25 protein-coding genes and 1 riboswitch are annotated in these 21,639 nt (G+C 45.3%); of the genes, 2 read left to right on the top strand and 23 right to left on the bottom strand.

Annotated elements, in window-relative coordinates:
* Positions 1–17 precede the first annotated feature (17 nt).
* The 12 genes from ACRRQV_RS01795 to comGA all read right to left on the bottom strand — a co-directional run bounded on the left by ACRRQV_RS01795 (position 18) and on the right by comGA (position 9,785).
* A complete protein-coding gene (locus ACRRQV_RS01795; RefSeq protein ID WP_432527041.1) occupies positions 18–179 on the bottom strand; it encodes a hypothetical protein in 162 nt (53 codons plus the stop codon).
* Between the two features lie 478 nt (positions 180–657).
* A complete protein-coding gene (locus tag ACRRQV_RS01790; protein ID WP_432527039.1) occupies positions 658–1,005 on the bottom strand; it encodes a hypothetical protein in 348 nt (115 codons plus the stop codon).
* A gap of 186 nt (positions 1,006–1,191) precedes the next feature.
* Positions 1,192–2,655, bottom strand: coding sequence for an aminomethyl-transferring glycine dehydrogenase subunit GcvPB (gene gcvPB, locus ACRRQV_RS01785; RefSeq protein ID WP_432527037.1), 1,464 nt, complete (start codon positions 2,653–2,655; stop codon positions 1,192–1,194).
* Positions 2,648–4,015 (bottom strand): aminomethyl-transferring glycine dehydrogenase subunit GcvPA, encoded by a 1,368-nt coding sequence (gcvPA, locus tag ACRRQV_RS01780; protein ID WP_432527035.1) that lies wholly within the window; start codon positions 4,013–4,015, stop codon positions 2,648–2,650. The genes gcvPB and gcvPA overlap by 8 nt, the downstream gene beginning before the upstream one ends.
* Before the next feature lie 27 nt (positions 4,016–4,042).
* Complete coding sequence (gene gcvT, locus ACRRQV_RS01775) at positions 4,043–5,152, bottom strand: glycine cleavage system aminomethyltransferase GcvT (RefSeq protein WP_432527033.1); 1,110 nt, start codon at positions 5,150–5,152, stop codon at positions 4,043–4,045.
* A gap of 175 nt (positions 5,153–5,327) precedes the next feature.
* A riboswitch (glycine riboswitch) is annotated at positions 5,328–5,419 on the bottom strand.
* 142 nt (positions 5,420–5,561) lie between these two features.
* Entirely contained in the window at positions 5,562–6,074 is a 513-nt protein-coding gene (locus ACRRQV_RS01770; RefSeq protein ID WP_432527031.1) for a shikimate kinase, read from the bottom strand.
* A gap of 204 nt (positions 6,075–6,278) precedes the next feature.
* A complete protein-coding gene (gene comGF / locus ACRRQV_RS01765; protein WP_432527029.1) occupies positions 6,279–6,707 on the bottom strand; it encodes a competence type IV pilus minor pilin ComGF in 429 nt (142 codons plus the stop codon).
* Positions 6,704–7,018, bottom strand: a complete 315-nt coding sequence (locus ACRRQV_RS01760) for a hypothetical protein (RefSeq protein ID WP_432527027.1) — start codon at positions 7,016–7,018, stop codon at positions 6,704–6,706. Before ACRRQV_RS01760 ends, comGF begins: the two co-directional genes overlap by 4 nt.
* Positions 6,993–7,433 (bottom strand): competence type IV pilus minor pilin ComGD, encoded by a 441-nt coding sequence (gene comGD / locus ACRRQV_RS01755; RefSeq protein ID WP_432527713.1) that lies wholly within the window; start codon positions 7,431–7,433, stop codon positions 6,993–6,995. The genes ACRRQV_RS01760 and comGD overlap by 26 nt, the downstream gene beginning before the upstream one ends.
* Complete coding sequence (comGC, locus tag ACRRQV_RS01750) at positions 7,418–7,732, bottom strand: competence type IV pilus major pilin ComGC (RefSeq protein ID WP_432527025.1); 315 nt, start codon at positions 7,730–7,732, stop codon at positions 7,418–7,420. The genes comGD and comGC overlap by 16 nt, the downstream gene beginning before the upstream one ends.
* A gap of 12 nt (positions 7,733–7,744) precedes the next feature.
* Positions 7,745–8,788, bottom strand: a complete 1,044-nt coding sequence (gene comGB, locus ACRRQV_RS01745) for a competence type IV pilus assembly protein ComGB (RefSeq protein ID WP_432527023.1) — start codon at positions 8,786–8,788, stop codon at positions 7,745–7,747.
* Positions 8,742–9,785, bottom strand: coding sequence for a competence type IV pilus ATPase ComGA (gene comGA, locus ACRRQV_RS01740; protein WP_432527021.1), 1,044 nt, complete (start codon positions 9,783–9,785; stop codon positions 8,742–8,744). Before comGA ends, comGB begins: the two co-directional genes overlap by 47 nt.
* Before the next feature lie 313 nt (positions 9,786–10,098).
* On the opposite strand from comGA, the gene ACRRQV_RS01735 reads away from it, so the two are divergent.
* On the top strand, positions 10,099–10,341 hold the full coding sequence (locus ACRRQV_RS01735; protein ID WP_432527019.1) for a DUF2626 domain-containing protein: 243 nt from the start codon (positions 10,099–10,101) through the stop codon (positions 10,339–10,341).
* A 50-nt stretch (positions 10,342–10,391) separates the two neighbouring features.
* Here ACRRQV_RS01735 and ACRRQV_RS01730 read toward each other — a convergent pair whose 3' ends face one another.
* Positions 10,392–11,030 (bottom strand): MBL fold metallo-hydrolase, encoded by a 639-nt coding sequence (locus ACRRQV_RS01730; RefSeq protein WP_432527711.1) that lies wholly within the window; start codon positions 11,028–11,030, stop codon positions 10,392–10,394.
* Between the two features lie 153 nt (positions 11,031–11,183).
* On the opposite strand from ACRRQV_RS01730, the gene ACRRQV_RS01725 reads away from it, so the two are divergent.
* On the top strand, positions 11,184–11,363 hold the full coding sequence (locus tag ACRRQV_RS01725; RefSeq protein ID WP_432527017.1) for a DUF2759 domain-containing protein: 180 nt from the start codon (positions 11,184–11,186) through the stop codon (positions 11,361–11,363).
* Between the two features lie 271 nt (positions 11,364–11,634).
* Here ACRRQV_RS01725 and ACRRQV_RS01720 read toward each other — a convergent pair whose 3' ends face one another.
* The 10 genes from ACRRQV_RS01720 to ACRRQV_RS01675 form a co-directional block, all read right to left on the bottom strand.
* Positions 11,635–13,545, bottom strand: a complete 1,911-nt coding sequence (locus ACRRQV_RS01720; RefSeq protein WP_432527015.1) for an LTA synthase family protein — start codon at positions 13,543–13,545, stop codon at positions 11,635–11,637.
* Between the two features lie 158 nt (positions 13,546–13,703).
* Complete coding sequence (locus tag ACRRQV_RS01715; RefSeq protein ID WP_432527013.1) at positions 13,704–13,895, bottom strand: YqgQ family protein; 192 nt, start codon at positions 13,893–13,895, stop codon at positions 13,704–13,706.
* Complete coding sequence (locus tag ACRRQV_RS01710) at positions 13,892–14,467, bottom strand: 5-formyltetrahydrofolate cyclo-ligase (protein ID WP_432527011.1); 576 nt, start codon at positions 14,465–14,467, stop codon at positions 13,892–13,894. Before ACRRQV_RS01710 ends, ACRRQV_RS01715 begins: the two co-directional genes overlap by 4 nt.
* Positions 14,468–14,529: 62 nt before the next feature.
* Complete coding sequence (rpmG, locus tag ACRRQV_RS01705) at positions 14,530–14,679, bottom strand: 50S ribosomal protein L33 (RefSeq protein ID WP_106532675.1); 150 nt, start codon at positions 14,677–14,679, stop codon at positions 14,530–14,532.
* 164 nt (positions 14,680–14,843) lie between these two features.
* Entirely contained in the window at positions 14,844–15,503 is a 660-nt protein-coding gene (gene phoU / locus ACRRQV_RS01700) for a phosphate signaling complex protein PhoU (protein WP_432527009.1), read from the bottom strand.
* 18 nt (positions 15,504–15,521) lie between these two features.
* Positions 15,522–16,337: a phosphate ABC transporter ATP-binding protein PstB gene (gene pstB / locus ACRRQV_RS01695; RefSeq protein ID WP_432527008.1), complete on the bottom strand. Its 816-nt coding sequence runs from the start codon at positions 16,335–16,337 to the stop codon at positions 15,522–15,524.
* Between the two features lie 27 nt (positions 16,338–16,364).
* Positions 16,365–17,243 carry a phosphate ABC transporter permease PstA gene (pstA, locus tag ACRRQV_RS01690; protein ID WP_432527006.1) on the bottom strand — a complete coding sequence of 293 codons (879 nt, stop codon included), beginning with the start codon at positions 17,241–17,243 and terminating at the stop codon, positions 16,365–16,367.
* Between the two features lies 1 nt (position 17,244).
* On the bottom strand, positions 17,245–18,171 hold the full coding sequence (gene pstC, locus ACRRQV_RS01685; RefSeq protein ID WP_432527004.1) for a phosphate ABC transporter permease subunit PstC: 927 nt from the start codon (positions 18,169–18,171) through the stop codon (positions 17,245–17,247).
* 69 nt (positions 18,172–18,240) lie between these two features.
* Positions 18,241–19,182, bottom strand: coding sequence for a PstS family phosphate ABC transporter substrate-binding protein (locus tag ACRRQV_RS01680; RefSeq protein WP_432527002.1), 942 nt, complete (start codon positions 19,180–19,182; stop codon positions 18,241–18,243).
* 161 nt (positions 19,183–19,343) lie between these two features.
* A complete protein-coding gene (locus tag ACRRQV_RS01675) occupies positions 19,344–21,536 on the bottom strand; it encodes a peptidoglycan D,D-transpeptidase FtsI family protein (RefSeq protein ID WP_432527000.1) in 2,193 nt (730 codons plus the stop codon).
* Positions 21,537–21,639: the final 103 nt, after the last annotated feature.

The raw sequence follows: 21,639 nt of genomic DNA, 5'->3' as shown, positions 1-21,639 counted from the left end.
GCATTTCTTGAAAGCACCTATAAAAATAATATATCCGCAATGAGAAAAAGCACGGTCAATAGCGCGACTGCAAAAACCGACTGCAGCGAAATCATTTTTCCATTTTTCTCTTTCTCAAAAAACGATTTTATCACGACGAAAACGACTGCTACAAAGAACGTTCCGATTACCTGTCCCAATTCTAACTCCTCTATGGCTTTCCCTGCTTCCTGCCGGCTTCATCGCCTTATTAACTAACTATATCACAGTATATTTTAGTATCAGCCTCTCCATAAAAAACCCCATTCCAACAAATAAACGGGGGGTTCACGTTTGTTTTGTAAAAATTCCTTTATCGCCGTGCCAAAGAATTACTTATAATATTTTTTCAAATTACCATTCTCACATTCTTCTAACAAATAACGAGAATAAGTCTGCAAAAATTGTGAGATCGCCGCAACTTCTGCAGTAGCTTCTTTCGCTCTTTTCTCATCGACTGAAAGCAAATAGATTGCCGCACTTTATTATATATACATTGTTTCCTTTTTCGATCCCTTTTTTGAATCCATACAGAAAAACACCCTCAACATCATTTGCACATACGAAGTTGGAGGTGTTTTTTCCTTGTCTCACTTTCATGGTCACTCTAGTGAAGACACTATATTTTCAATCTATCATTCAAGCTTTTAATTTATATTGTTCAATATGCTTTAATTTCCTTTTCACCCTAACTACCTCTTCCAATTCCGCAATATTGATTTTAGGGTTTGCGGGATCGAAAACTGTAGAAATATAACTTACGACAAAAGAGTATGTAGCTTTAAGCCGGAAGTTTCGATAGTCAACGGAATCTTCGGTCGTTGTCCAGTAAAACGTATTGTCATCTGCATCCATCAAAGCAATTACACGAAGTTTGCCATTTTTGAAACAAGATGAAAACTCCAAGTTCTTGATATACCGCTTTCCTTTTTCGAACCCATTCACTTCATTAATAGCAAGCACCATCGAAATCCACCTCTTTCCCATAGTGTGTACACTAATTAATATAACAGAACCTATGTTCTATTTGCAACAGAAAGTACTCAAAAAAGATTAAATTTCATCATATTTCTGAATTATGCCTACGACTTTTTTATTATTTTCAATAAGTGTTATTCAGCAAATCAAAAAAGGCGTCCCGAAATAACTTTTGGGACGCCTTTTTGCCTTCTATTATTCGGCTTTGGTGTAGCGCAATATTGGTTTGCGTGCTGCTTTTGTTTCATCTAGTCGTTTGATGACCGTCGTATGCGGTGCATCTTGAACGATTTCCGGATTTTCTTCCACTTCTTTGGCGATTTGGATCATCGCGTCGATAAAGGCATCCAATGTTTCTTTGGATTCCGTTTCCGTCGGCTCGATCATCATGCCTTCTTCCACATTCAACGGGAAGTAGATTGTCGGCGGATGATAGCCAAAGTCGAGCAGGCGTTTAGCCATATCCAATGTGCGAACGCCCAGTTTTTTCTGGCGGCGGCCGCTCAAGACAAATTCATGCTTGCAATGGCGGTCGTATGGCAAATCGAAATGCGGCTGAAGTCTGCGCATCATGTAATTGGCGTTCAGTACTGCGTATTCGGTAACCGCTTTTAAGCCGTCTGGACCCATCGAACGGATATACGTATACGCACGGACGTTGATGCCGAAGTTGCCGTAGAACGGTTTTACGCGGCCGATCGATTCCGGACGGTTGTAATCGAACGTCAAGCCTTCTTCGGTTTTCACCAGAACCGGTTTTGGCAAATAAGGAATCAAATCTTTCTTGACGCCGACTGGACCTGATCCAGGACCGCCGCCGCCGTGTGGGCCAGTGAATGTCTTGTGCAAGTTTAAATGGACCACGTCAAAGCCCATGTCTCCAGGGCGCGCTTTCGACATAACCGCGTTTAAATTGGCGCCGTCATAGTAAAGCTTGCCGCCGACTTCGTGGATGATGGCAGCCATCTCTAAAATCTGCTCTTCAAAAAGGCCGAGCGTGTTCGGGTTTGTCAGCATCAATGCTGCTGTATCCGGCCCGACAACACGCTTCAAGTCTTCCAAATCGACTAAGCCGTGTTCGTTTGATTTGACCGTAATCGTTTCAAATCCAGCGACTGTCGCTGAAGCCGGGTTTGTACCGTGCGCCGAATCGGGAACGATGACTTTTGTGCGGTTCATGTCGCCGCGCGATTCGTGATACGCACGGATCATCATGAGCCCCGTCCATTCGCCGTGTGCGCCGGCAGCCGGCTGAAGCGTCACTTCGTCCATGCCCGTGATTTCCACCAAATGCTCTTGCAGATCATACAGCAATTCCATTGCTCCTTGAACCGTTGATTCGTCCTGCAGCGGGTGGATGTTGGCAAATCCCGGGAAACGCGCAACGGTTTCGTTGATTTTCGGATTGTATTTCATCGTGCAAGAGCCAAGTGGATAGAATCCGGAATCAACGCCGTGGTTGCGTTTTGACAACGCCGTGTAATGGCGCATGATATCCAGTTCCGACACTTCCGGCAAATCGGCAGCTTCTTTGCGAAGCAAACCTTCCGGCAAAAATTCATTCAAATCAAGTTCTGGCACATCTAATGTCGGCAAGCTATAGCCAACGCGGCCTTCTTTTGTGATTTCAAAAATGAGCGGTTGATTGTCTTTATGCATGAGTAGCCCCCATTTCCTGCACCGTCGCAGCCAAAACCTGCACAAATGCATCAATTTCTTCTTTTGTCCGTTGTTCGGTCACGGCGACCAGCACATGCCCTGCCAATTCTTCAAAGCTGCGGCCAAGGTCATAGCCGCCGATGATGCCTTGCTCCAATAGTGCAGCGTTCAATTCGCGGACATCGGCAGCTGCCTTGACGACGATTTCATTGAAATGTGCGCCTTCAAATGCAATTTCAAAGCCCGCTTGTTTTAATTGCTGTTTCATATAATGCGTTTTGGTGATGTTTTGAACCGCGATTTCTTTTGTACCCACTTTGCCTAGAGCCGTCATCGCGACTGACGCAGCTAATGCATTCAATGCCTGGTTCGAGCAAATGTTTGAAGTCGCCTTGTCGCGGCGGATATGCTGTTCGCGAGCTTGCAGCGTCAACACAAATCCGCGGCGTCCGTCTTCGTCTGTTGTTTCGCCGACTAAGCGGCCCGGAACTTTGCGCATCAACGCTTTTGTCACGGCAAAATATCCGCAATGCGGCCCGCCGAATGCTTCGGCAATCCCGAAAGGCTGTGCATCGCCGACTGTTATGTCCGCACCCAGTTTTCCAGGAGGCGTCAAGGCGCCAAGCGCAAGCGGATTTGCCGATACAGCAAACAAAGCGCCAGCTTCATGGATAATCGGCTCCAATGCTTGCAAGTTTTCCACTTGGCCGAAAAAGTTCGGGTATTGGATCATGACTGCAGCTGTGTTTTCATCGATCATTTCTTTTAATGCATCGATATCCGTATGGCCATCTTTCAATGGGATTTCTTCCACTTCAATCGATTGGCCAAGCGCATAAGTCCGGACCACGTCGCGGGATTCCGGATGAACCGCGCGAGACACAAGGATTTTTTTGCGGCGCGTATGGCCAGCCGCAAGCATTCCCGCTTCAGCTAAAGCCGTTCCGCCATCATACATGGAAGAGTTCGCCAAATCCATGCCCGTCAATTCGCTGATCATCGTTTGGAATTCAAAAATTGCCTGCAATTCCCCTTGCGAAATTTCCGGCTGGTATGGTGTATAAGCCGTATAAAACTCAGAACGCGAAATAACATGGTCCACAATGATCGGCTTATAGTGATCGTAGACGCCTGCTCCTAAAAATGAAGCAAAACGGTTTGTGTCCGCATTTTTAGCCGCCAGCTGCGCCAATTCTTTTGTCAACGAACTTTCGGATTTGGCCGGTTTGATGTTGTACTCGCCTTTAAAACGGACTTTTTCCGGAATATCGGCAAACAATTCATCGATCGACTGGATGCCAATCGCATCCAGCATTTCTTTTTCGTCTTGCGACGTCATTGGTAAATAGCGATGTTTCATGGAGTGCTGTCCCCTTTGCAAATTAGTTTAGTTGGATCGTTTATAAAATGGCGTTTCAACGGTCTTCGCTTTTAAACGTTTGTTGCGGATTTCAATTTCAACTTCCGTTCCAAGTTCCGCAAATTTCGCAGCAACAAGTGCCAGACCGATATTTTTCTTCAGTGTAGGAGATTGCGTCCCTGTTGTCACTTCTCCAACCTTTTGGCCGTCAATATGAACTGGGTAGCCGTGGCGCGGAATGCCTTTGTCGATCATTTCGATGCCGACCAATTTGCGCGGAACGCCGTTTTCTTTTTGAGCAGCCAGTGCCGCTTTGCCGTTAAAGTCTTCTTCTTTTTGCAATTTCACCACAAAATTCAATCCTGCCTCAAGGGGCGAAATGTCTTTTGACAATTCCTGTCCGTAAAGCGCGAGACATGCTTCAAAGCGCAATGTATCACGGGCGCCAAGGCCTGCCGGCACGACGCCTTGTTCTTTGCCTTCAGTTAAAATTTTATCCCAAAGCGCGACTGTGTCTTCCGGGCTTGCATAAATCTCAAAACCGTTTTCCCCTGTATAGCCTGTGCGCGACAGCAAGACCGTGTGTCCCGCGATCAACACATTTTCTTTAAAACGGAATGGACGGATTTCGGACAAGTCTTCTTCGGACATGCGCTGCAGCACCGATTCTGCCAATGGCCCCTGAAGCGCCAATAAACCGTACTGATCAGAAACGTTTTGAAGTTGGACATCGCCTGTTGCAGTTTGTTTCATCCATTCGAAATCCTTCTCAATATTGGAAGCATTGACCACCAGCAAAAAGCGCGTGTCGTTTATTTTATAAACCAATAAATCATCGACTGTGCCGCCGTCTTCATAGCACATTGCCGTGTATTGGGCCTGATTGTTTTTAATTTTTGAAACGTCATTGGTTACGAGGTGCTGCAAAAATGTTAAGCTGTCTGGCCCTTCCACTAAAATCTCGCCCATATGGGAAACGTCGAATAGCCCTGCTTTTGTTCTTACTGCTTCATGTTCTTCTTTAATGCTTGAAAACTGCACCGGCAATTCCCAGCCGCCAAAATCGATTGTCTTTCCGCCATACTTGGCGTATGCCTCAAAAAGAGGGGTGCGGTTCAGTTGCGTTGTTTCTCCCATGAAAAGATTCCTCCTCGGTTATCAAACTCCATTAATCAAACAGCGGCCCGTCCATTATGGACATGAAAAAGGACAGAGATTTCCCTTTAATAGGGAAATCTCTGTCCTGGAACCTGAAAGTTTACCGTAACGGCTTTCCTCTTTGGTAGCTGACATGCAGCGTTCTCCAGAGATGCGTCCTGCACGAGTCTGTTTGCCTGAGAGATTCATAACTTCCGTTATTTGCTCCTTCGGCGACGCTTTTGCGTACTCTCCCCGTGCAATCATCCGCCCAAACCCGATTGTTTGGTCCAAATCGCTATACAGAATAGTATAACTTCGTCTATATCCTAACATTGATAAGCGGTAAGCGCAATCACTTTTCATTAGATGTTTAAAACGCGAACTATTATCGCTTTAAAATAAAAAATCATTCGCCTTTTAAGCGAATGACTTGAAATGCCGCATATTGCGTAATTTGGCGGAGCGTACGAAATTCCGTCCGTATGGAAATGTGGGCTGCCGCTTTATAATGCGGATAACGCATTTTATACAACGCTTCTATTTCTTCCCGCGTGGATTTTGCCACAATCGGCCGGTTTGGATCTTTGTGGATTCTACGCCAAATTTCTTTGAATGGCGCATCCAAAAACAGCACGAGCCCGGTTTCCCGCATGATTTTCTTGTTGGCTTTCCGCATGACGGCCCCGCCGCCTGTGGAAATGATGCAATAATTGCCTGTGAAGTTCCGAAGAAATTCCGTTTCCAGGTCCCTAAAGTATTTTTCCCCATGCTGTTCGAAAATTTCCGGGATGGTTTTTCCAGTCTGTCGGACAATTTCTTTGTCCATATCGTAGAAAGGCAGTTTCAGCAAAAAGCTTAACCTTCTGCCGATGGCACTTTTTCCGCAACCCATAAATCCAATCAAATAAATTCTTTTCATCTTACCACCCGATGCTACCCCTACTCAGGAATATTATTTTTTTCGATTTCTTTTAGTAGTTGTATCGTAGCATGTCTATGAAGATTTTCCAATCCATCATATGTTTTGTAATGGACCGAATACAAGACAACGCTATGGGCTATTAAAACAAGAGCGGAGATAAAAAAAACAATTGAAATCGGATACAAGGCGCCCTGTTCGCTTTTAAGGATGCGTAACACGATATTCCGCCTCTTCCCTCTGGCCGGTAGAAAACTCCAGCTGCACCGTCAGCCGGTCGCCGTCCAACAAAAATTGGCACGTCTTGACTCCGGTGAGCATGATTTCATGGCCTTCCCTAAATTTTTGTTTTCGCAGTACATTGGCATAGGATTCAATATCGTATTCCGTTCCTTGCTGGATGATGCGGATTCCGCTTCCGCTAGTGATTGCTTCAACCGAATCCACTTGCGTTAAATACGAACGCAAGTCTTCTGTAAACAGCAGCCATTCCAATTGCTTGGCATCCAGATCTTCCGAAAACGACAACGCAAAACTGAAAAACAAAACAATCAGCGGCAGCAGCACCAACAACACCGCCAGGTCAAACAAGGAATTCAGGAACAGCATCCCTTTTTCGCTGCGCAAGGTCATTTGATGCAAATATCTCTTTGGGCATTCTGGTAATCCGTATACGCGACGCACAGGTTTTCGGTCTTCTCCCACGTGTAAACCACCCCATTGACTGTCCTCGCGCCTGTTCGAACCTGTTCCGAATGGATTTCCTTCGCCGCTTCGTGAAGCGTTTCATAGGCAGCCACCCGCTCTTTTTTCAGCTGCAGCGATTGATGCATATGCTGCATGATGGGCAAAAGGGATCCGAATAAAATAAACAGCATCAATAAGCTCACCATCGTTTCTGCCCATGAAATTCCTTTTTCATTCAGATAGAACCACTCTCCCATTACCCAAATGGACGATCAGCGACCGCTCACCCTTGCTTGTCCCAAAACGGATCGTCCCCGAACTCCTGATGGCTCCGTTCGACCGGAAATAAATTTCGGTGATGTTGCTGGATTTTTTCACCGTTACCGTTTTTGGCAATTTGCGGGTTGCCAGCGGCGCGTAAAGGTTCTGGACCACTTCATAGTTGCTGGCCCCTTCCCGAAACTTTACGGCTACGGCTGTTTGGGTGCGGTAGCTTTCGCTTTGGGCAAAATAAATATCATGGATCAATAATTGAAAAAAGCGCTGTTCTTCTTTTTCGGTTTCAAACGTTCGGTATGTCGGAATCAAAATGCCAACGACCGCCATTAAGATGGCCATGACCAGCACCATCTCAATCAGCGTAAATCCCCTTTCTTTTAAGAGGCTTTTGATGACACGATACCTTCAGTGGTGATTTCAACCAGGTCGCCATTTGGGCAACTGGTTTCATTTTCTTTTAAATAGCCTTTTGACACGAGATTTTCAATCGTTGGAATCGCTTTTTCATCCATTCGGTATGATTCCACTTGGCCTTGCACCATTTGCACAAACGCTTTACAGCCTTTTTGATCGACAGCAGACGTTTGCTTGGAAACATTCGGAATGGCGATGGCAATCAAAACCGTAATAATTAACATGACGATCAGCATTTCAATTAATGTGAACCCTTTTGAATTTTTTAATAGACGCATCAAATTTCCCCCTTAAATGGTTTGGACGAGACTGTACATCGGCAGCAAAATCGCCAAATAGGCGCCAATAATGCAAGCAGCGATCATCAGAAAAAAAGCCGGCTGGATAATGCGCATGAGCTGCTGCGTTTTTAATTCGATTCTCTCCATCAGCACTTCACTGAACAAAATCAATTCTTTTCCTAAATGTCCGGTCGCTTCGCCGTGCTGGACAAATGACGGCATGTCGCTGACGACAAAGGGAAACCGGGAAAGCGCAACCGACAGCGGCTGCCCCATGATGATTTCTTGTTCCGATGCATGGGCAATATAACCGATGGCTCTGTGATAAGTTTGGTTTTTCAGCATCCCGAGCGATTCCTGGATCGATATGCCGCTATGCAAAAGCGTACCGAGTTCGCGTGCCAATAGCTGAGACCAGTACATTTTCACGTATAGCCGGACGAGCGGAATGGACAAAAGCAGCGAAACTTGTTTTTCGATGGGCTGCTTTTTCAAGATCCACGAAAAAACAAAAGCGATTGTCCCAGTTACCAAAAACATGCCGATAAACAAATCCGGCAATTTCAGCAAATAGTCGGGCATGGCCGCTCCTTCGCTGCTAGACCTGAGAGATTCGGTCAGTTCCACCAAATTTGGCACGTAATTGGTCCGGAAAAACAAAAACAAAATGGAAGTGAACACCAATAACGAAACCGGATAAACAAGCAGGTTGCGCAATTTCTTTTGGACATTTTCCGTCCGTTCAAAACTTTTCGCGATGCTGCCAATGGATTCCGCCAGCCGCCCGTGGTACTCGGCAATTTCTATCGGAAACAGCACTTGTTCTTTAAAACCCAAAAAGTGAAGGATTTCAGCTGCGTTGCCGCCGCTTTTCAATATGGATGTTACTCCGTCGAGCGATGGCTGCAGTTTTTTTGTGTGCATCGGCAATAGCAGAGTCAACGCGGTCGGCAGCAAATAACCTTCCTGCATTAAAACAGCCAGCCGTTTTAGAAAATGGTGGCGGTCAAAAAGAACGGTCCGTTTTGATTTCGTACGAAGGTTCAATCGCACCGATTTTCACCCCTTCCCGGATTTGGCCGCCAAACGTCAAAAATTCCGGCAACGTGTAGGTTTTTTGTTCTTTAGCTGAATGCAAGGCTTCCGCAAGCCGGTCTCCGTGCAGGATCTCATATAGCGCCCGGTAGGAAACCTGCGGCTCATCCAGATCAGGAAACACCGGAATTATGCGCTGTGCAGATACCGCAATCAGCGTTTGTGCCATGTCTTCATAGGAAATCCCTAAATCAAACAGCCGGTGCAAGCATCCGACTGAATGCCGGGCGTGAATCGTTGAAAAGACCAAATGGCCAGTCAGTGCTGCCCGTATGGCAATATGCGCGGTATCGGCATCACGGATTTCACCGATCATGATGATGTCCGGGTCGTGGCGAAGAATCGCCTTCAACCCTGTTGCATAGCTGAGGCCGGCTTTTTCATTCACTTGAATCTGCAAAATCGATTGGTTTTTCCGTTCAACCGGATCTTCAAGCGTGATGATGTTGCGGCTCAGCTTTTCCGCGCAATGCTTGAGCAGCGAATACAGCGTCGTCGATTTCCCGCAGCCGGTCGGGCCAGTTAATAAGAAAAGGCCTTGCTGTGCTTCAGCTAGTTTTTCAAGCAGCCTCGCCGAGTCGCGAAAAGCCGCCAGTTCATGAATCGATTGCGCCACTTCGTCGGGAATGACGCGGATGACCACACTTTCTTTCGTCAAAACAGAAGGAAGCGTTGATATTCTAAAATAATAAGCTTGGGTGTCAATCGGCAATTGGAACGAGCCTGTTTGGGGTTTTCGTTTTTCACTCATGTCTAAAAGGGAAAGGTATTTGAAATAAGCAATCATTCGATCGCCTAAATCAAAGGGGATTTTTGTTACTTGCCGCAAAGTTTGAAACGATCGGAAAGAAACGTTGTAACAGGATGTTTCGGGTTTGATGTGGATATCGGTTGTGCCGCTTTCGGCTGCCTGTTTTAAGAGATCGGCACATCTCTTTTCGATTATCGCTTGCATAGCCACCTCCTGTTTTGAATTGAACAAAGGGCATCGCTTTGTTCCCCCATAGTATAGATGGCCATTTTTAAAATGGGAATACTTTTCCACATAATAATTATTTGAACGCTGGATTCGGGGCAAATTTCATTTTTGGACGCTATGCGCCGGATTGGGCCTGCAAATTGAGCATCAAAAAATGTTTTTATTCACTGGGAGTTGGACTATACACCGGTTTGTCACAAAGAATGGCCAACTCGTAGTTTACACAATCACTCTGATTCCTATATAATAACAAAGAGAATATTGTGTTGTGGCAAAGGAGGGATTACCCATGGATAAGATGTTCAAATTAATGGGATGGTGGACAGGAATTTTTGCTGTTCTTTTCTACGTAGGCGATATGACTGAAGTAGCGTTATTAATGGTAGCCAATACTGGATTTTTTGTACTTCTAGGATTCTTAAACATTTCAGAGCGTATGTACCTGTATATTTTCGGAGCTTACTTAACTGTATTCTTTGTCGGATTTACGTATTATACGACGTTCATCCATATTCCCGGTGCTGGACATTAATCAAAACAGAAAAGCAAAAAGCGGCCAAATTTGGCCGCTTTTTCCAATTCTTATCGTCCTTTTAAAAAAGGATTGCTGTTTTTTTCCTGCTCCGGCGTCGTGTCCGGCCCATGCCCTGGGAATAATACCATATGATTCGGCATCGTCAGCAACGATTCCCGTATGGATTGCAGCAATTTTTTCTCCGACCCGTCGATTAAATCCGTTCTGCCAATGCTGCCGCGAAAAAGCGTATCCCCGACAATCGCAAAGCCTTCATCTTTAAACGAATATGTCACACTCCCTGGTGAATGCCCTGGCGTATGGAATAAATCCATTGTAAACGAGCCGATTTGAAGCTGCTTTTCCCCGCTCAGTAAAACGTCCGCTGCGTTCATCCGGTAATCCGGCACCATGTCGTATTTGCCAGAGCCGTTTAAATTCGGTCGGCTCAGCCAGTCTTTTTCCAGCTCATGCAGATAAACTGGAATTTCATATGCTTCGCGCAAATCATCAATCGCTCCGATATGGTCGAAATGGGCATGCGTCAACAAAATTGCAAGCGGCTTCCAGTCTTTTTTCTTCAGCAACGCGATGATTTTTCCACTTTCTTCTCCCGGATCGAAAATCAGGCATTCATTTGAATCATTTATGATGATATAACAATTTGTTTGCACTGGACCGAGCTCCAGTTGATTGATTTTCAGCATTTTATTCACCTCAGCCCTATTATAACACGGCTCCATGCGCGTTCACTGTTCAACGGAATGACACTTTTAACGCTCGACAAACCGAAAGAAACTCTTTACAATATAAAGAGAACAAGACGGCACTGGCTGTTAAAGTTGAAGGGAGTGTCATAGATGAATTTACTTATGGTTATTTTTGGTCTGATTGCTATTTTTGCAGCAGTAGGCACTGTTCAAACCTTGAAGAAAAAACAAGTTTTAGGATTTCTTTTTAATTTAGTAACATTTTTGGTTTTCGGTGCATTCACTGTTGCAACCGTCATTACACAAGGTTATCCACCAGCCTTGCATTAATCATTAAAAGCTGATGCAGAAGCATCGGCTTTTTTGTTTGGCCATTTTTTCTCAGCTTCCTTCTTTAATTTATATCAATTATACTCTTTCTTTAAGGTTACATAATAAAAATATTGTCTTATGAATTTGTTTAGGAAAATATTGTTGCATCTACCGTCTTATTCTTGATTAATCTAATCCTTTGTAGGCTCATAACTGAACATGAAAAAATGCAGACCATCTCAGGATTTTGAGATTGCCTGCATTTAAATGCAAGTGTTAAAATGCTTTTTTATTTTTCGACCGGTTGAACTTGTGTCGTCAACTGCCCATTTTCTTCATTGTAAAACCTTAACAAATCGCCATTGATGATCGACTCTGAATAATCGAGTTCTGTCATCGCCTGTTCAGCGAATGGCTCACACAACGCCGGATCGGATTCTTCGCCGGTTCCCCTGTCATAGCAGACGTTTCCAGCAAACACATGGTCTTCCGTAATAAATCGGCCGTCGCGGAAAACGACAAATTCATCGTGTTCCTCAGAGAGCAAATCACCACCGAATTGGATGTCTTTCGTCGTATCCACTCCCATCATGTGAAGAATGGTTGGGCGAAGGTCAATTTGGCCGCCGACTTCTTCGTCAACATGTCCTTTTCCATAGCCCGGAATGTGGATGAAAAGCGGCACCCGTTGAAGCTGGGCCGTTTCATAAGGTGTGATTTCTTTTCCTAAATACTGTTCCATCGCAGCGTTATGATTTTCGGAAATGCCGTAATGGTCGCCATACATAACGATGACCGAATTTTCATATAGTCCGCTTTTCTTTAATTCATCAAACAGCACTTCAACCGATTCATCCATATAGCGGACAGTTTGGAAATAGCGGTTCACCGTTCCGGAAACGGAATCATACTCTTCGATAAACTGATCTTCTTCATCCAAATAAAACGGATGGTGGTTGGTCAGCGTGATCAGGCGGCTGTAAAACGGCTGCGGCATGTTTTCCATATGGGCAACTGACTGTTCCATGAAAGGAATGTCTTTCATGCCCCAGTTGACCGCATCGCCTTCTTTAATATCAAAGCTGTCTACATCAAGGAATTCGTCGATGTTCAACGATTCATACATCATGTCGCGGTTCCAAAAACTTTTTGCATTTGGATGCTGGACCGTGGAAAAATAGCCCTTGTTTCCAAGGCTTTCTGCCATCGAGTTGAACGTATTCCCGCTATGGGTGAAGAAGACGGCCCCGCCGCTCAGCGGATACAAGGAGTTCTCCAGCAAAAATTCAGAATCCGATGTTTTGCCAAGCCCGGTTTGATGATAGAAATTCGGGAAGTAAATCGTATCTTCGTCTTGCGTCAATTCGTTTAAAAATGGTGTGACAGTTTGTCCATTCACTTTATTGTTGATTGGGAACGTTTGCATCGATTCCAGCGAAACCACGATCAAGTTTTTGCCTTCTGCGATGCCATACATATCTTTTGATGGTTCCGGCTGGTTTGCACGGATAAAGTTGTTGACTTCCACCAGTTCCGAGCCATCTGCCAGAGCACGCTGCGCTTGCGACTTGGACTGAATGTAAATGTCATAAAGATGGTAATTGTACATCCCGATGTTTTTGACCAGCATTTCCCGATCAAAACTGCGGGTCAAGAGCTGCGGGCGCTCTGCTTCGGATAACCCCAAATTGAAAAACAAAATGGCGGCTGACAGCACAAAATAGGCTTTTCGCTGAGAGGCTCCACTCGTGCCTGCTTCTTTTTTCACCCGAAGAAATTTTATGGCCAGCAGCAACACGATGATATCCGCAAAATAAGCAATATCCGTCATAAAAATGCTTTCAGAGGCGCTCGATCCCAAATCACCGAAATTATCGGTTTGGAATAAAACCGGCAGCGTGATAAAGTCGCTGAAAAACCGGTAAAATGCGACATTGGCGTACAAGATGACCGAGGATAGAGTCATCACTGCAAGCAAATAACGGTGTCGGCCTTTTTCACTTTTAAAAAACAGCGCCAAGCCGTAAACAAACAAAACCAAACTTAGTGGATTGATAAACAAAATAAACTCCTGCAATGCATTATCAATGGTGATTGAAAAACTTGTTTTGTAAACGATGTAAGTTTTTATCCAAGTTGCAATAATTGCGATTGCCAGGATTGAATGTTTAGGCCATTCTTTTTTTAACACGCCGCACATCCTCCTTTACAAAAACGTCAAATTAATTTAGCCAATCTTTGCATAGGGCTCTTATCCCCTCTAGTTATCTAGTATAAACGGTTCTGTATGCAACTCAACTGAAGGCCCTCAATTCTAGACGGATTTTACAGGAAAAAGTTTCAGAATCCGAAGAACTTTTAGTTTTTTTCATTTTTTCTCTGGCGCAATATCAACAAAGCGGTTGAAAAGTCTTTAGCTGAAATAAATTGCATGCGGTAAAGTTCCTTGATTTCGTCTTCCATTAACGCCAAGTCCGCTTGGCGGTCTCCGGTATAAATGACGGTTCCGTAGCTTTTCAGCAGTTGCATGACGTCAAACAAGGTTTTCATCGATTCACCTTCTCTGTATCAATATAAACGCTTTCTGTATGTATACCCTTTACCGGGACATCATGCACCTCCACCGGCACAGATTTCTCGAGCTGCACATCAAAAGCCAGCGAACGCGTCTCGCCATTGAAAGAAACCAAATAGCGGTCGAAATAGCCGCCGCCAAAGCCGATGCGGTAGCCAGTTTCCGAATAGACGACACCGGGGACAACCATCAAATCGATGTCGTTTGCGCTGACGTATTCAGTTTCCGAAATTTTTGGCTCTTTCAGCTTCATGTAAACGGTTTCTAATTGCCCGAAATGGTCAATCGCATAAAAATCCATGGCATGGGTGAGCGGCTCGCATTTGGGGACCGCCACTTTTTTTCCGATGTTCCAGCAATGCTCGATTAGCGCAAGCGTATCCACTTCCGGAAAAGCCGAAACGGTAACGCCAATGGTTTTCGCGTTTTGGAATGCGGGATCCCCGAGCAAACTCGTTAGAATGGCCGCTGATTTTTGTGCGTGTTCCGTGCGATCCATTTTGGTTAAATGGGCTAACACTCGCTTTCTGCTCGTAACCTTATCCATTATAATCACTCCTTGGTAAAGAAAAAAAGCCAAAACCCGTAAAGGTTTTGGCGGTCAATGCATTACTTCGTTTCACGGTGTAAAGTCATTTTTTGTTCACGTGAGCAATATTTTTTCATTTCAAGACGCTCAGGGTTGTTGCGCTTATTTTTAACAGTGCTGTAATTACGTTCATTACATTCTGTACAAGCTAATGTGATGTTAACACGCATCGATATCCCTCCTAATTCTTTCAAAGATCGATTTGTTACTAAGCAGTTGATCTATACGACTTAATTATTATAGCATATCCGCATGTAAAGTCTACTGTGAAAGTTTAATATTTTATTTATTAATCAAAAAAATTCTCGGCATATTACCGCTGCCGAGAACTCTGTTAATTGTTCAAGTAATAATGCTTGCCTCGCACCAGGTAAAACAATTGCTCGGCGATGTTGGTGGCGTGGTCTGCCGACCGTTCCATATAGCGGGCAATAAAGGCCAGCTGCGTGATTTGGCTCAACTTATCCGGGTTCTGCGTGCCGCTCACCATTAGTTTGCGGATGGCTTCGCCGTACAAATCATCCACTTGGTCATCGAGCTCGGCAATTTCCTTTGCCTTAACGACATCTTCTTCGATAAATGCCTCGATGACTTGATTGAGCATCGCGGTGGCCAGTTGGCGCATCGGATTGATCAAAGCCGCTTGTTCGAGCAGCTCTTCTTTTCCAATGCGGATGGTTTCTTTCGCAATATTGACCGCATAATCACCGATGCGCTCTAAATCCGACGCAATCTTAATTAAGACAACCAAGCGCCGGAGGTCTGTAGCGACTGGCGATTGTTTGGCGATGATCAAAATGACGCGGTCATTAATGTCTTCTTCAAGTGCGTTGATATCGGCATCGTCTTCGATGACTTCTAGTGCTGCGTCAATGTCTGCGTCCATCAAAGCGTCCACTGCTTTGTTGAGCGCGGCGATGGCCAAGCCGCTGAGTTCAATCAAGTGCTGCTGCGCTTCATTTAATTCAAAATCAAATTTTTCGCGAACTGACATGGTTACTGCCTCCTTTAATCAACCGAATCGGCCTGATATATAATCTTCCGTCCGTTTGTCGGAAGGAGTGGAAAAGATGGTGTCGGTCTCGTCAAATTCAATGACTTCTCCGTTTAAAAAGAATGCCGTTTTATCTGATATCCGCGCTGCTTGCTGCATGTTGTGCGTGACAATGATGATGCTATAGTCTTTTTTCAATTCCTGAACAAGTTCTTCCACTTTCAGCGTGGAAATCGGATCGAGCGCCGAAGTCGGTTCGTCCATCAAAATGACATCCGGTTCAATGGCGAGCGCGCGGGCGATGCAAATACGCTGCTGCTGGCCGCCAGACACGCTATAGGCGTTTTCAGTGAGGCGGTCTTTGACTTCATCCCAAATCGCCGCTCCGCGCAAACTTTTTTCAACGATTTCATCCAATATTTTTTTATTTTTGATGCCGTGGATGCGCGGCCCGTAAGCGATGTTGTCGTAAATCGATTTCGGGAACGGATTCGGTTTTTGGAAAACCATGCCAACGCGCGTGCGCAATTCTTCCACGCTGTAGTCCGCGTCAAAAATATTACGGTCCCGGTATAAAATTTCTCCAGACGTTTTAACAGATGGCACCAGTTCCACCATGCGGTTCAAAGTTTTGATGTACGTCGATTTCCCGCAGCCGGACGGCCCAATAATCGCTGTCACTTCATTTTCTTTAATATCCAAATCGATGTTTTTCAATGCATGCTTGTCGCCGTACCAAAGGTTTAATTCTTTTGTTTGATAAACCGGCTTTTTGTTTGATTCAGCCGAGACGATTGTTGGTTGTTTCTTTTCCACTTTTGTAATGGTCGTCATAGTGATGCTCCTTCCGCATTCTTAAGGCTAGTAGCGTTTCTGGAATTTATTTCGGATCAAGACCGCAATTGAATTCATAATCAACAAGAAAATCATTAAGACGATAATACCGGCAGCGGCAACCACTTGGAATTCTTGCTGCGGGCGGCTCGCCCAGTCGAAAATCTGGATCGGCAAGGCAGTGAACGTATCCATAACGCCGGCCGGAAGAAACTGAATGATGACCGGCACCCCGATGACGATCAAAGGAGCCGTTTCCCCGATCGCTCGCGATAGCGCCAGAATGCTTCCTGTTAATATACCGGGAATTGCAGCTGGCAAAATGATTTGGACAATGGTCTGCCATTTGGTGGCGCCCATGCCGAATGACGCCTCACGCAAATCTTGCGGCACGGCACGAATGGCTTCTTGGGAAGCGACGATGATGACTGGCAATATGAGTAAACTCATCGTAAATCCTGCAGCCAGGATGCTGTTGCCGAGAGCCAAGGCACGGACGAAAATTGTCAAACCCAATAACCCAAAAACGATTGATGGCACACCAGCCAAATTGGCTATATTGATGCGGATAAACGCTGTAATTTTATTTTTCTTAGCGTATTCTTCAAGATAAATCGCTGAACCGACTCCTAGAATGATCGATGTTGGCGCAACTACGGCCATCAGCCAAAGCGAGCCGATGAGCGCCGCCTTGATGCCTGCCTGTTCCGGGAAGCGTGATGCAAAATTGTTCAAGAAGTCGAATGATAAATGGGCGGCGCCTTGGCCGATGATCCGGTACAGCAAAATCACCAATGCCAAAATGGCCAAAAGCGTTGCCGCTAAGAAAATGCCCTTGAATACACTATTTAATGCCTTGCGGCCGTTCATGCGTTTTATGACGCGTTCCTGTTCAATATACCTCATCTTAATATTCCTCCCTGAAGCGCTTCGATAGATAGCCTGCGAGGACGTTCATCAACATGGTAAAGACAAATAGAGTGAAGCCGACGGCGTAGATGGAATAATATATTGTCGTTCCATAGCCGGCATCCCCTTTTGATACTTGGACGATATAAGCCGTCATCGTTTGGATCGAACCGGTAAAATCGCCGTCAAATTTCGGCGTCGATCCGCCGGCTAGCGAGACGATCATCGTTTCGCCAATTGCCCGGGAAACTGCCAAAACGACAGAAGCGATTATGCCTGAAAGCGCAGCTGGAACAGTGATTTTCCAGGCCACTTCAAATTTCGTTGACCCCATCGCCAAGGCCCCTTCACGGATTTGCTTTGGCACGGAGCTCATGGCATCTTCCGATAAGGATGCGATCATCGGGATGATCATGATCCCGACAACAATGCCGGGGGAAATTGCGTTGAAGATTTTGATTTCCGGAAACATGCTTTGCAAAATCGGTGTAACAAACGTCAATGCGAAAAATCCGTAGACGATCGTCGGAATGCCAGCAAGCACTTCGAGCACCGGTTTGACGATGCGGCGGACCGTTTCGCTGGCGTATTCGCTCAAATAAATAGCGGACGCAATCCCAACCGGAACGGCAACAACGACGGCGATCAGCGTCACTTTCAGAGTACCTGCAATCAGCGGCCAAATGCCATAAAATGCTTCTTTATTCGAAAATGGCAGCCAGGTCGTGCCGAATAGAAAATCAGCAACGGATACCCGGGTGAAAAATGTAACCGTCTCTGCCACCAGCGTGATGACGATGCCGATCGTGGTCAAAACGGACACGGAGGCGATCAAAAATAAAATCACCGGCACCATTTTTTCTATGATTTTTTTGTTTTTCTTTCCTTTAGACTGCGCGATCATGTCCTGCACAGATAAGCCCATAACGAATCCCCTTTCAACCGCAAAAGGCGAGCAGTGGCTGCTCACCCCGAAATGATTTTTTAACCGCCTTTATTTCAAAGCTTCTAAGTCTTTCATCCCTTTTTCGTATTCTTCTTCAGGCAAAGCCACGTACCCGACTTCTTCTGCCATTTCCCCTGCATTTTCAATTGTGTATTTTAAGAAATCGTAAACCACTTCTTCTTCAGCTGCTGCTTTGTTGTTGGCATAAGTGAACAATGGGCGCGAAAGCGGTGCGTATTCCCCCGAAGCAATCGTTTCATGTGTCGGTTCGATGCCTCCGATGTTCACAACTTTCAAAGTGTCTTGGTTCGCCATGTAATACGCAAATCCGAAGAATCCGATGGCGTTCGGATCAGCTTGAATACCTTGCACCAAAACGTTGTCATCTTCTGAAAGCGTTGCTGCACTTACCAAGTCTTCTTCTTCAAGAATCACTTCATTGAAGTAATCAAATGTTCCGGAGTCAGTTCCTGGTGCATAAAAGACCACTTCTTCATCCGGCCATTCCGGATTGATATCGGACCATTTTTTTGTCGTGCCATCTTCTACCCATAATTTTTTCAAATCTTCAACAGACAGGTCTTCAACCCAATCATTTTCTTTGCTGACTACTACAGACAATCCGTCATAAGCTAATAAAATCTCAGTATAGTCGATGCCCGCTTCTTCAAGGCTCGCCGCTTCTTCTTCTTTTATCGGGCGCGACGCATTCGCAAAATCAGTCTCGCCTTGGATGAATTTTTCAAATCCTCCGCCTGTTCCTGAAACTCCGACCGTTACTTGGACGCCTGGCTGCGCTCCTGCGTATTCTTCAACAATTCCTTCCATGATCGGAGCAACTGTGGAAGATCCGTCGCCGGTAACTTGCCCTTCCAACTGCTCTCCTGATCCTGAAGCGTTGCCTTGCTCAGCATTGTTGCTTCCGCAAGCACCAAGCAGAAGAGATGTTCCAAGAATTGATGAAGCCATGACGAATTTCCAGTTTTTCATTGAGTAGTCCTCCTAGTGGATGTGTTTGCTTTACAAGTTTTACTATAGACTTGCTTTGTTGAGGACATATAAAGCAATTGTTAAGAAAATGTAAATGTGAAAAATAAAAAAACCGCGGCAGCTGCATGTTTCCATGCGGCTGCCGCGGTTAACGCGAGAATCTATTCTTCGTCCTTACCCTTTTCTTCTTTGCTGGTATAAGGCCCTTTGATTTCAGTCGGAGATTGTTCCGAGTGCTTGCCCTTCAATTCAAAATACTTGTCTACTGCTGCACGGGCGATTTCCGGCGTCGTTTTCGGAATAAAGCTCGTATTCGTGGTGATGTATGGAATCACAACCGCGTAGGCAATTTCCGGATCTTCATATGGAGCAAATCCAACATGAGTGGTATTGATGGAATCCGTGTTATAAAATGGACTTTCCGAATCGTCATAATACCTAATTTCCGCTGTGCCCGTTTTGCCGGCTGCCGTGTACTTGGCATCGCCAAAATAAGCTCTTGCTGACCCGGTGGCGCCCGTATAAACGCGACGCATCCCGGTTTTGATGTGATCAATTTCCTGCTGGCTGTTGTTGATGCGGTTTAACACTTGCGGTTCAATTACCGTTTCAACCGGCCCCAGTGTTTTGCCGTCATCGGAAGGTTCGCGGATTTCTTTCACCAAATGCGGCTTCATCCGGTAGCCGTCATTGGCAATAGTTGAAACATACTGGGCCAATTGAATCGGCGTGTACGTATCGTATTGGCCGATTGCCAAATCGAGGAAAGTCCCCGGTTCGCTGGCAATCGGAGTTCCTTTAAAACCGCTGCCTTCATTCGGCAAGTCGATGCCAGTTGCAACGCCTAGCCCGAATTGGGCAAATGAATTTCTAAAAACATTGTATTCGTTTGCTTTTACGCTAAAGCCACGCTTTGGCTGATACGTATTGCCGGATAGTGCAAGCGCGACTTTGAACATATACACGTTGGAAGACCGTTCAATCGCCTGCAGATCGCTCATCGGAATCCGGTTGTTCAATGATCTGTTGAAAACGGAGCTTTTCTTTTTTCCGCCAGGCAATTGCAGCGGCTCGTCAATCATGACTTGGTTCATTTCAATGGCATTTTCCTTATAGCCTGTAAGCAAGGTTGCCGGTTTGACTACTGAACCAGTCGGATAAGCGGCAGTGATGGCACCAAATGAATAATCATTAACAATCGTTTTGCCATTTTCGTCTTTGCCGATTTGTTTGCCGACCATTGATAAAACTTCTCCAGTATTTGGATCCATCATAACCAAATAAGCATCTTTGACCAATTGCGAGCTTGGTCCTGCTTTTAGTTCAAGCAGCTTGGTTTCCACTATTTTTTCCAATTCCGTCTGCAATTCCGTGTCAATCGTTAAAATCAAATCCCGGCCAGGCGTTCCTTCATCGACCGGAACCGTGTCAATCACACGGCCGCGGCCATCGGTGATGTTTTTGACCACTGATTTTTGCCCTTGCAGCACTTCTTCGTATTGCTGCTCAAGGAATGAAATGCCGACGCGGTCATTGCGGGAATAATCGCGGGCAAGATAATATTCCAGTTTATTGGCCGGTATGCCTTGTTCCGGCTTTGTCGTGCTGCCTAGAAGTGTCAAATCGCTCGTTTTGACCCGTTCCCAGTCGGTTACCGTATTGACGCCGTTCAATTTCGGATCGGTGAGCCGTTCGGAAACACGGGCGAATTCTTCCGGCGTCACATCATCGTTTTTGATGATCTGCGGCGTCATTGCATAGCCTGATGTCATTTCGCGGAAAATCGCCAAAACTTCCAGCTGGTCTTTCGTCAAGCTGCCCAGTTCTTTTTCGGAGATTTTATCCCGGATGAGTTTGTCCAGCTTTTGCTGTTTCTCTTTTTCTGGAATGTCTTCAGCTTCAATCGCTTTTCTTTCTTCGTCTGTCACTTTAGCTGTCGCTTTTTCCGTGTTCAGCATAATATAGAAATCCTGCTTATCTCGCAAGGTCACTTTTTTGTCATCTTTTTCAATCAATGATGCGAGTTCCGTCGCCACGTCCATCATTTCTTCTCTTTTGGTCGTTTGCATGGCCGTGTAGGTGATTGCATTGATGGGTTTATTGTCTACTTGGACGCGCCCTTCGCTGTCAAAAATGCGCCCTCTTGGCACATTTGTATTGACTGGAACTTCTTCCGTCCTCGCCAATGCTCGCGCAAAATCTTCCCCTTTTACAATCTGCAAATAGCCCAAACGCAAAATCAAGAGCGAAAACAAAAGGAAAATGGAGAAAAAGAGGATATTCATCCGGAAGACGGTATGAGATTTCAACTTGGACTTTGCCAAAATAACCCGTCTTTTTTGAGGGGTTTTCATGCTCGATGCACTCCTTTCACTAAAATGTGCAATTGTAAGTATATCATCCTCCATAAAAAAACACACACTTTTTCAGACGAAAAAGTGTGTGTAGAAGTTTCAA

The sequence above is a fragment of the Planococcus sp. YIM B11945 genome, from assembly GCF_050864155.1.
Classification (GTDB): Bacteria; Bacillota; Bacilli; order Bacillales_A; family Planococcaceae; genus Planococcus.
The sequence above is the reverse complement of the archived record's forward strand: the minus strand, read 5'-3'. Positions and strand labels throughout refer to the sequence as shown.

Bases quoted from the DNA above. Each gene is read 5' to 3' on its own strand.
- ACRRQV_RS01790 (WP_432527039.1), bottom strand. From the start codon at position 1,005: ATGGGAAAGAGGTGGATTTCGATGGTGCTTGCTATTAATGAAGTGAAT.
- ACRRQV_RS01675 (WP_432527000.1), bottom strand. From the start codon at position 21,536: ATGAAAACCCCTCAAAAAAGACGGGTTATTTTGGCAAAGTCCAAGTTG.
- gcvPA (WP_432527035.1), bottom strand. From the start codon at position 4,015: ATGAAACATCGCTATTTACCAATGACGTCGCAAGACGAAAAAGAAATG.
- phoU (WP_432527009.1), bottom strand. From the start codon at position 15,503: ATGTCAGTTCGCGAAAAATTTGATTTTGAATTAAATGAAGCGCAGCAG.
- pstC (WP_432527004.1), bottom strand. From the start codon at position 18,171: ATGGGCTTATCTGTGCAGGACATGATCGCGCAGTCTAAAGGAAAGAAA.
- ACRRQV_RS01710 (WP_432527011.1), bottom strand. From the start codon at position 14,467: ATGGATAAGGTTACGAGCAGAAAGCGAGTGTTAGCCCATTTAACCAAA.
- gcvPB (WP_432527037.1), bottom strand. From the start codon at position 2,655: ATGCATAAAGACAATCAACCGCTCATTTTTGAAATCACAAAAGAAGGC.
- rpmG (WP_106532675.1), bottom strand. From the start codon at position 14,679: ATGCGTGTTAACATCACATTAGCTTGTACAGAATGTAATGAACGTAAT.
- comGC (WP_432527025.1), bottom strand. From the start codon at position 7,732: ATGCGTCTATTAAAAAATTCAAAAGGGTTCACATTAATTGAAATGCTG.
- ACRRQV_RS01680 (WP_432527002.1), bottom strand. From the start codon at position 19,182: ATGAAAAACTGGAAATTCGTCATGGCTTCATCAATTCTTGGAACATCT.
- ACRRQV_RS01730 (WP_432527711.1), bottom strand. From the start codon at position 11,030: ATGCTGAAAATCAATCAACTGGAGCTCGGTCCAGTGCAAACAAATTGT.
- gcvT (WP_432527033.1), bottom strand. From the start codon at position 5,152: ATGGGAGAAACAACGCAACTGAACCGCACCCCTCTTTTTGAGGCATAC.
- ACRRQV_RS01735 (WP_432527019.1), top strand. From the start codon at position 10,099: ATGGATAAGATGTTCAAATTAATGGGATGGTGGACAGGAATTTTTGCT.
- comGF (WP_432527029.1), bottom strand. From the start codon at position 6,707: ATGACCTTGCGCAGCGAAAAAGGGATGCTGTTCCTGAATTCCTTGTTT.
- comGA (WP_432527021.1), bottom strand. From the start codon at position 9,785: ATGCAAGCGATAATCGAAAAGAGATGTGCCGATCTCTTAAAACAGGCA.
- ACRRQV_RS01715 (WP_432527013.1), bottom strand. From the start codon at position 13,895: ATGAAAACCTTGTTTGACGTCATGCAACTGCTGAAAAGCTACGGAACC.
- ACRRQV_RS01770 (WP_432527031.1), bottom strand. From the start codon at position 6,074: ATGAAAAGAATTTATTTGATTGGATTTATGGGTTGCGGAAAAAGTGCC.
- ACRRQV_RS01720 (WP_432527015.1), bottom strand. From the start codon at position 13,545: ATGTGCGGCGTGTTAAAAAAAGAATGGCCTAAACATTCAATCCTGGCA.
- pstB (WP_432527008.1), bottom strand. From the start codon at position 16,337: ATGACGACCATTACAAAAGTGGAAAAGAAACAACCAACAATCGTCTCG.
- pstA (WP_432527006.1), bottom strand. From the start codon at position 17,243: ATGAGGTATATTGAACAGGAACGCGTCATAAAACGCATGAACGGCCGC.
- ACRRQV_RS01760 (WP_432527027.1), bottom strand. From the start codon at position 7,018: ATGGGAGAGTGGTTCTATCTGAATGAAAAAGGAATTTCATGGGCAGAA.
- ACRRQV_RS01725 (WP_432527017.1), top strand. From the start codon at position 11,184: ATGAATTTACTTATGGTTATTTTTGGTCTGATTGCTATTTTTGCAGCA.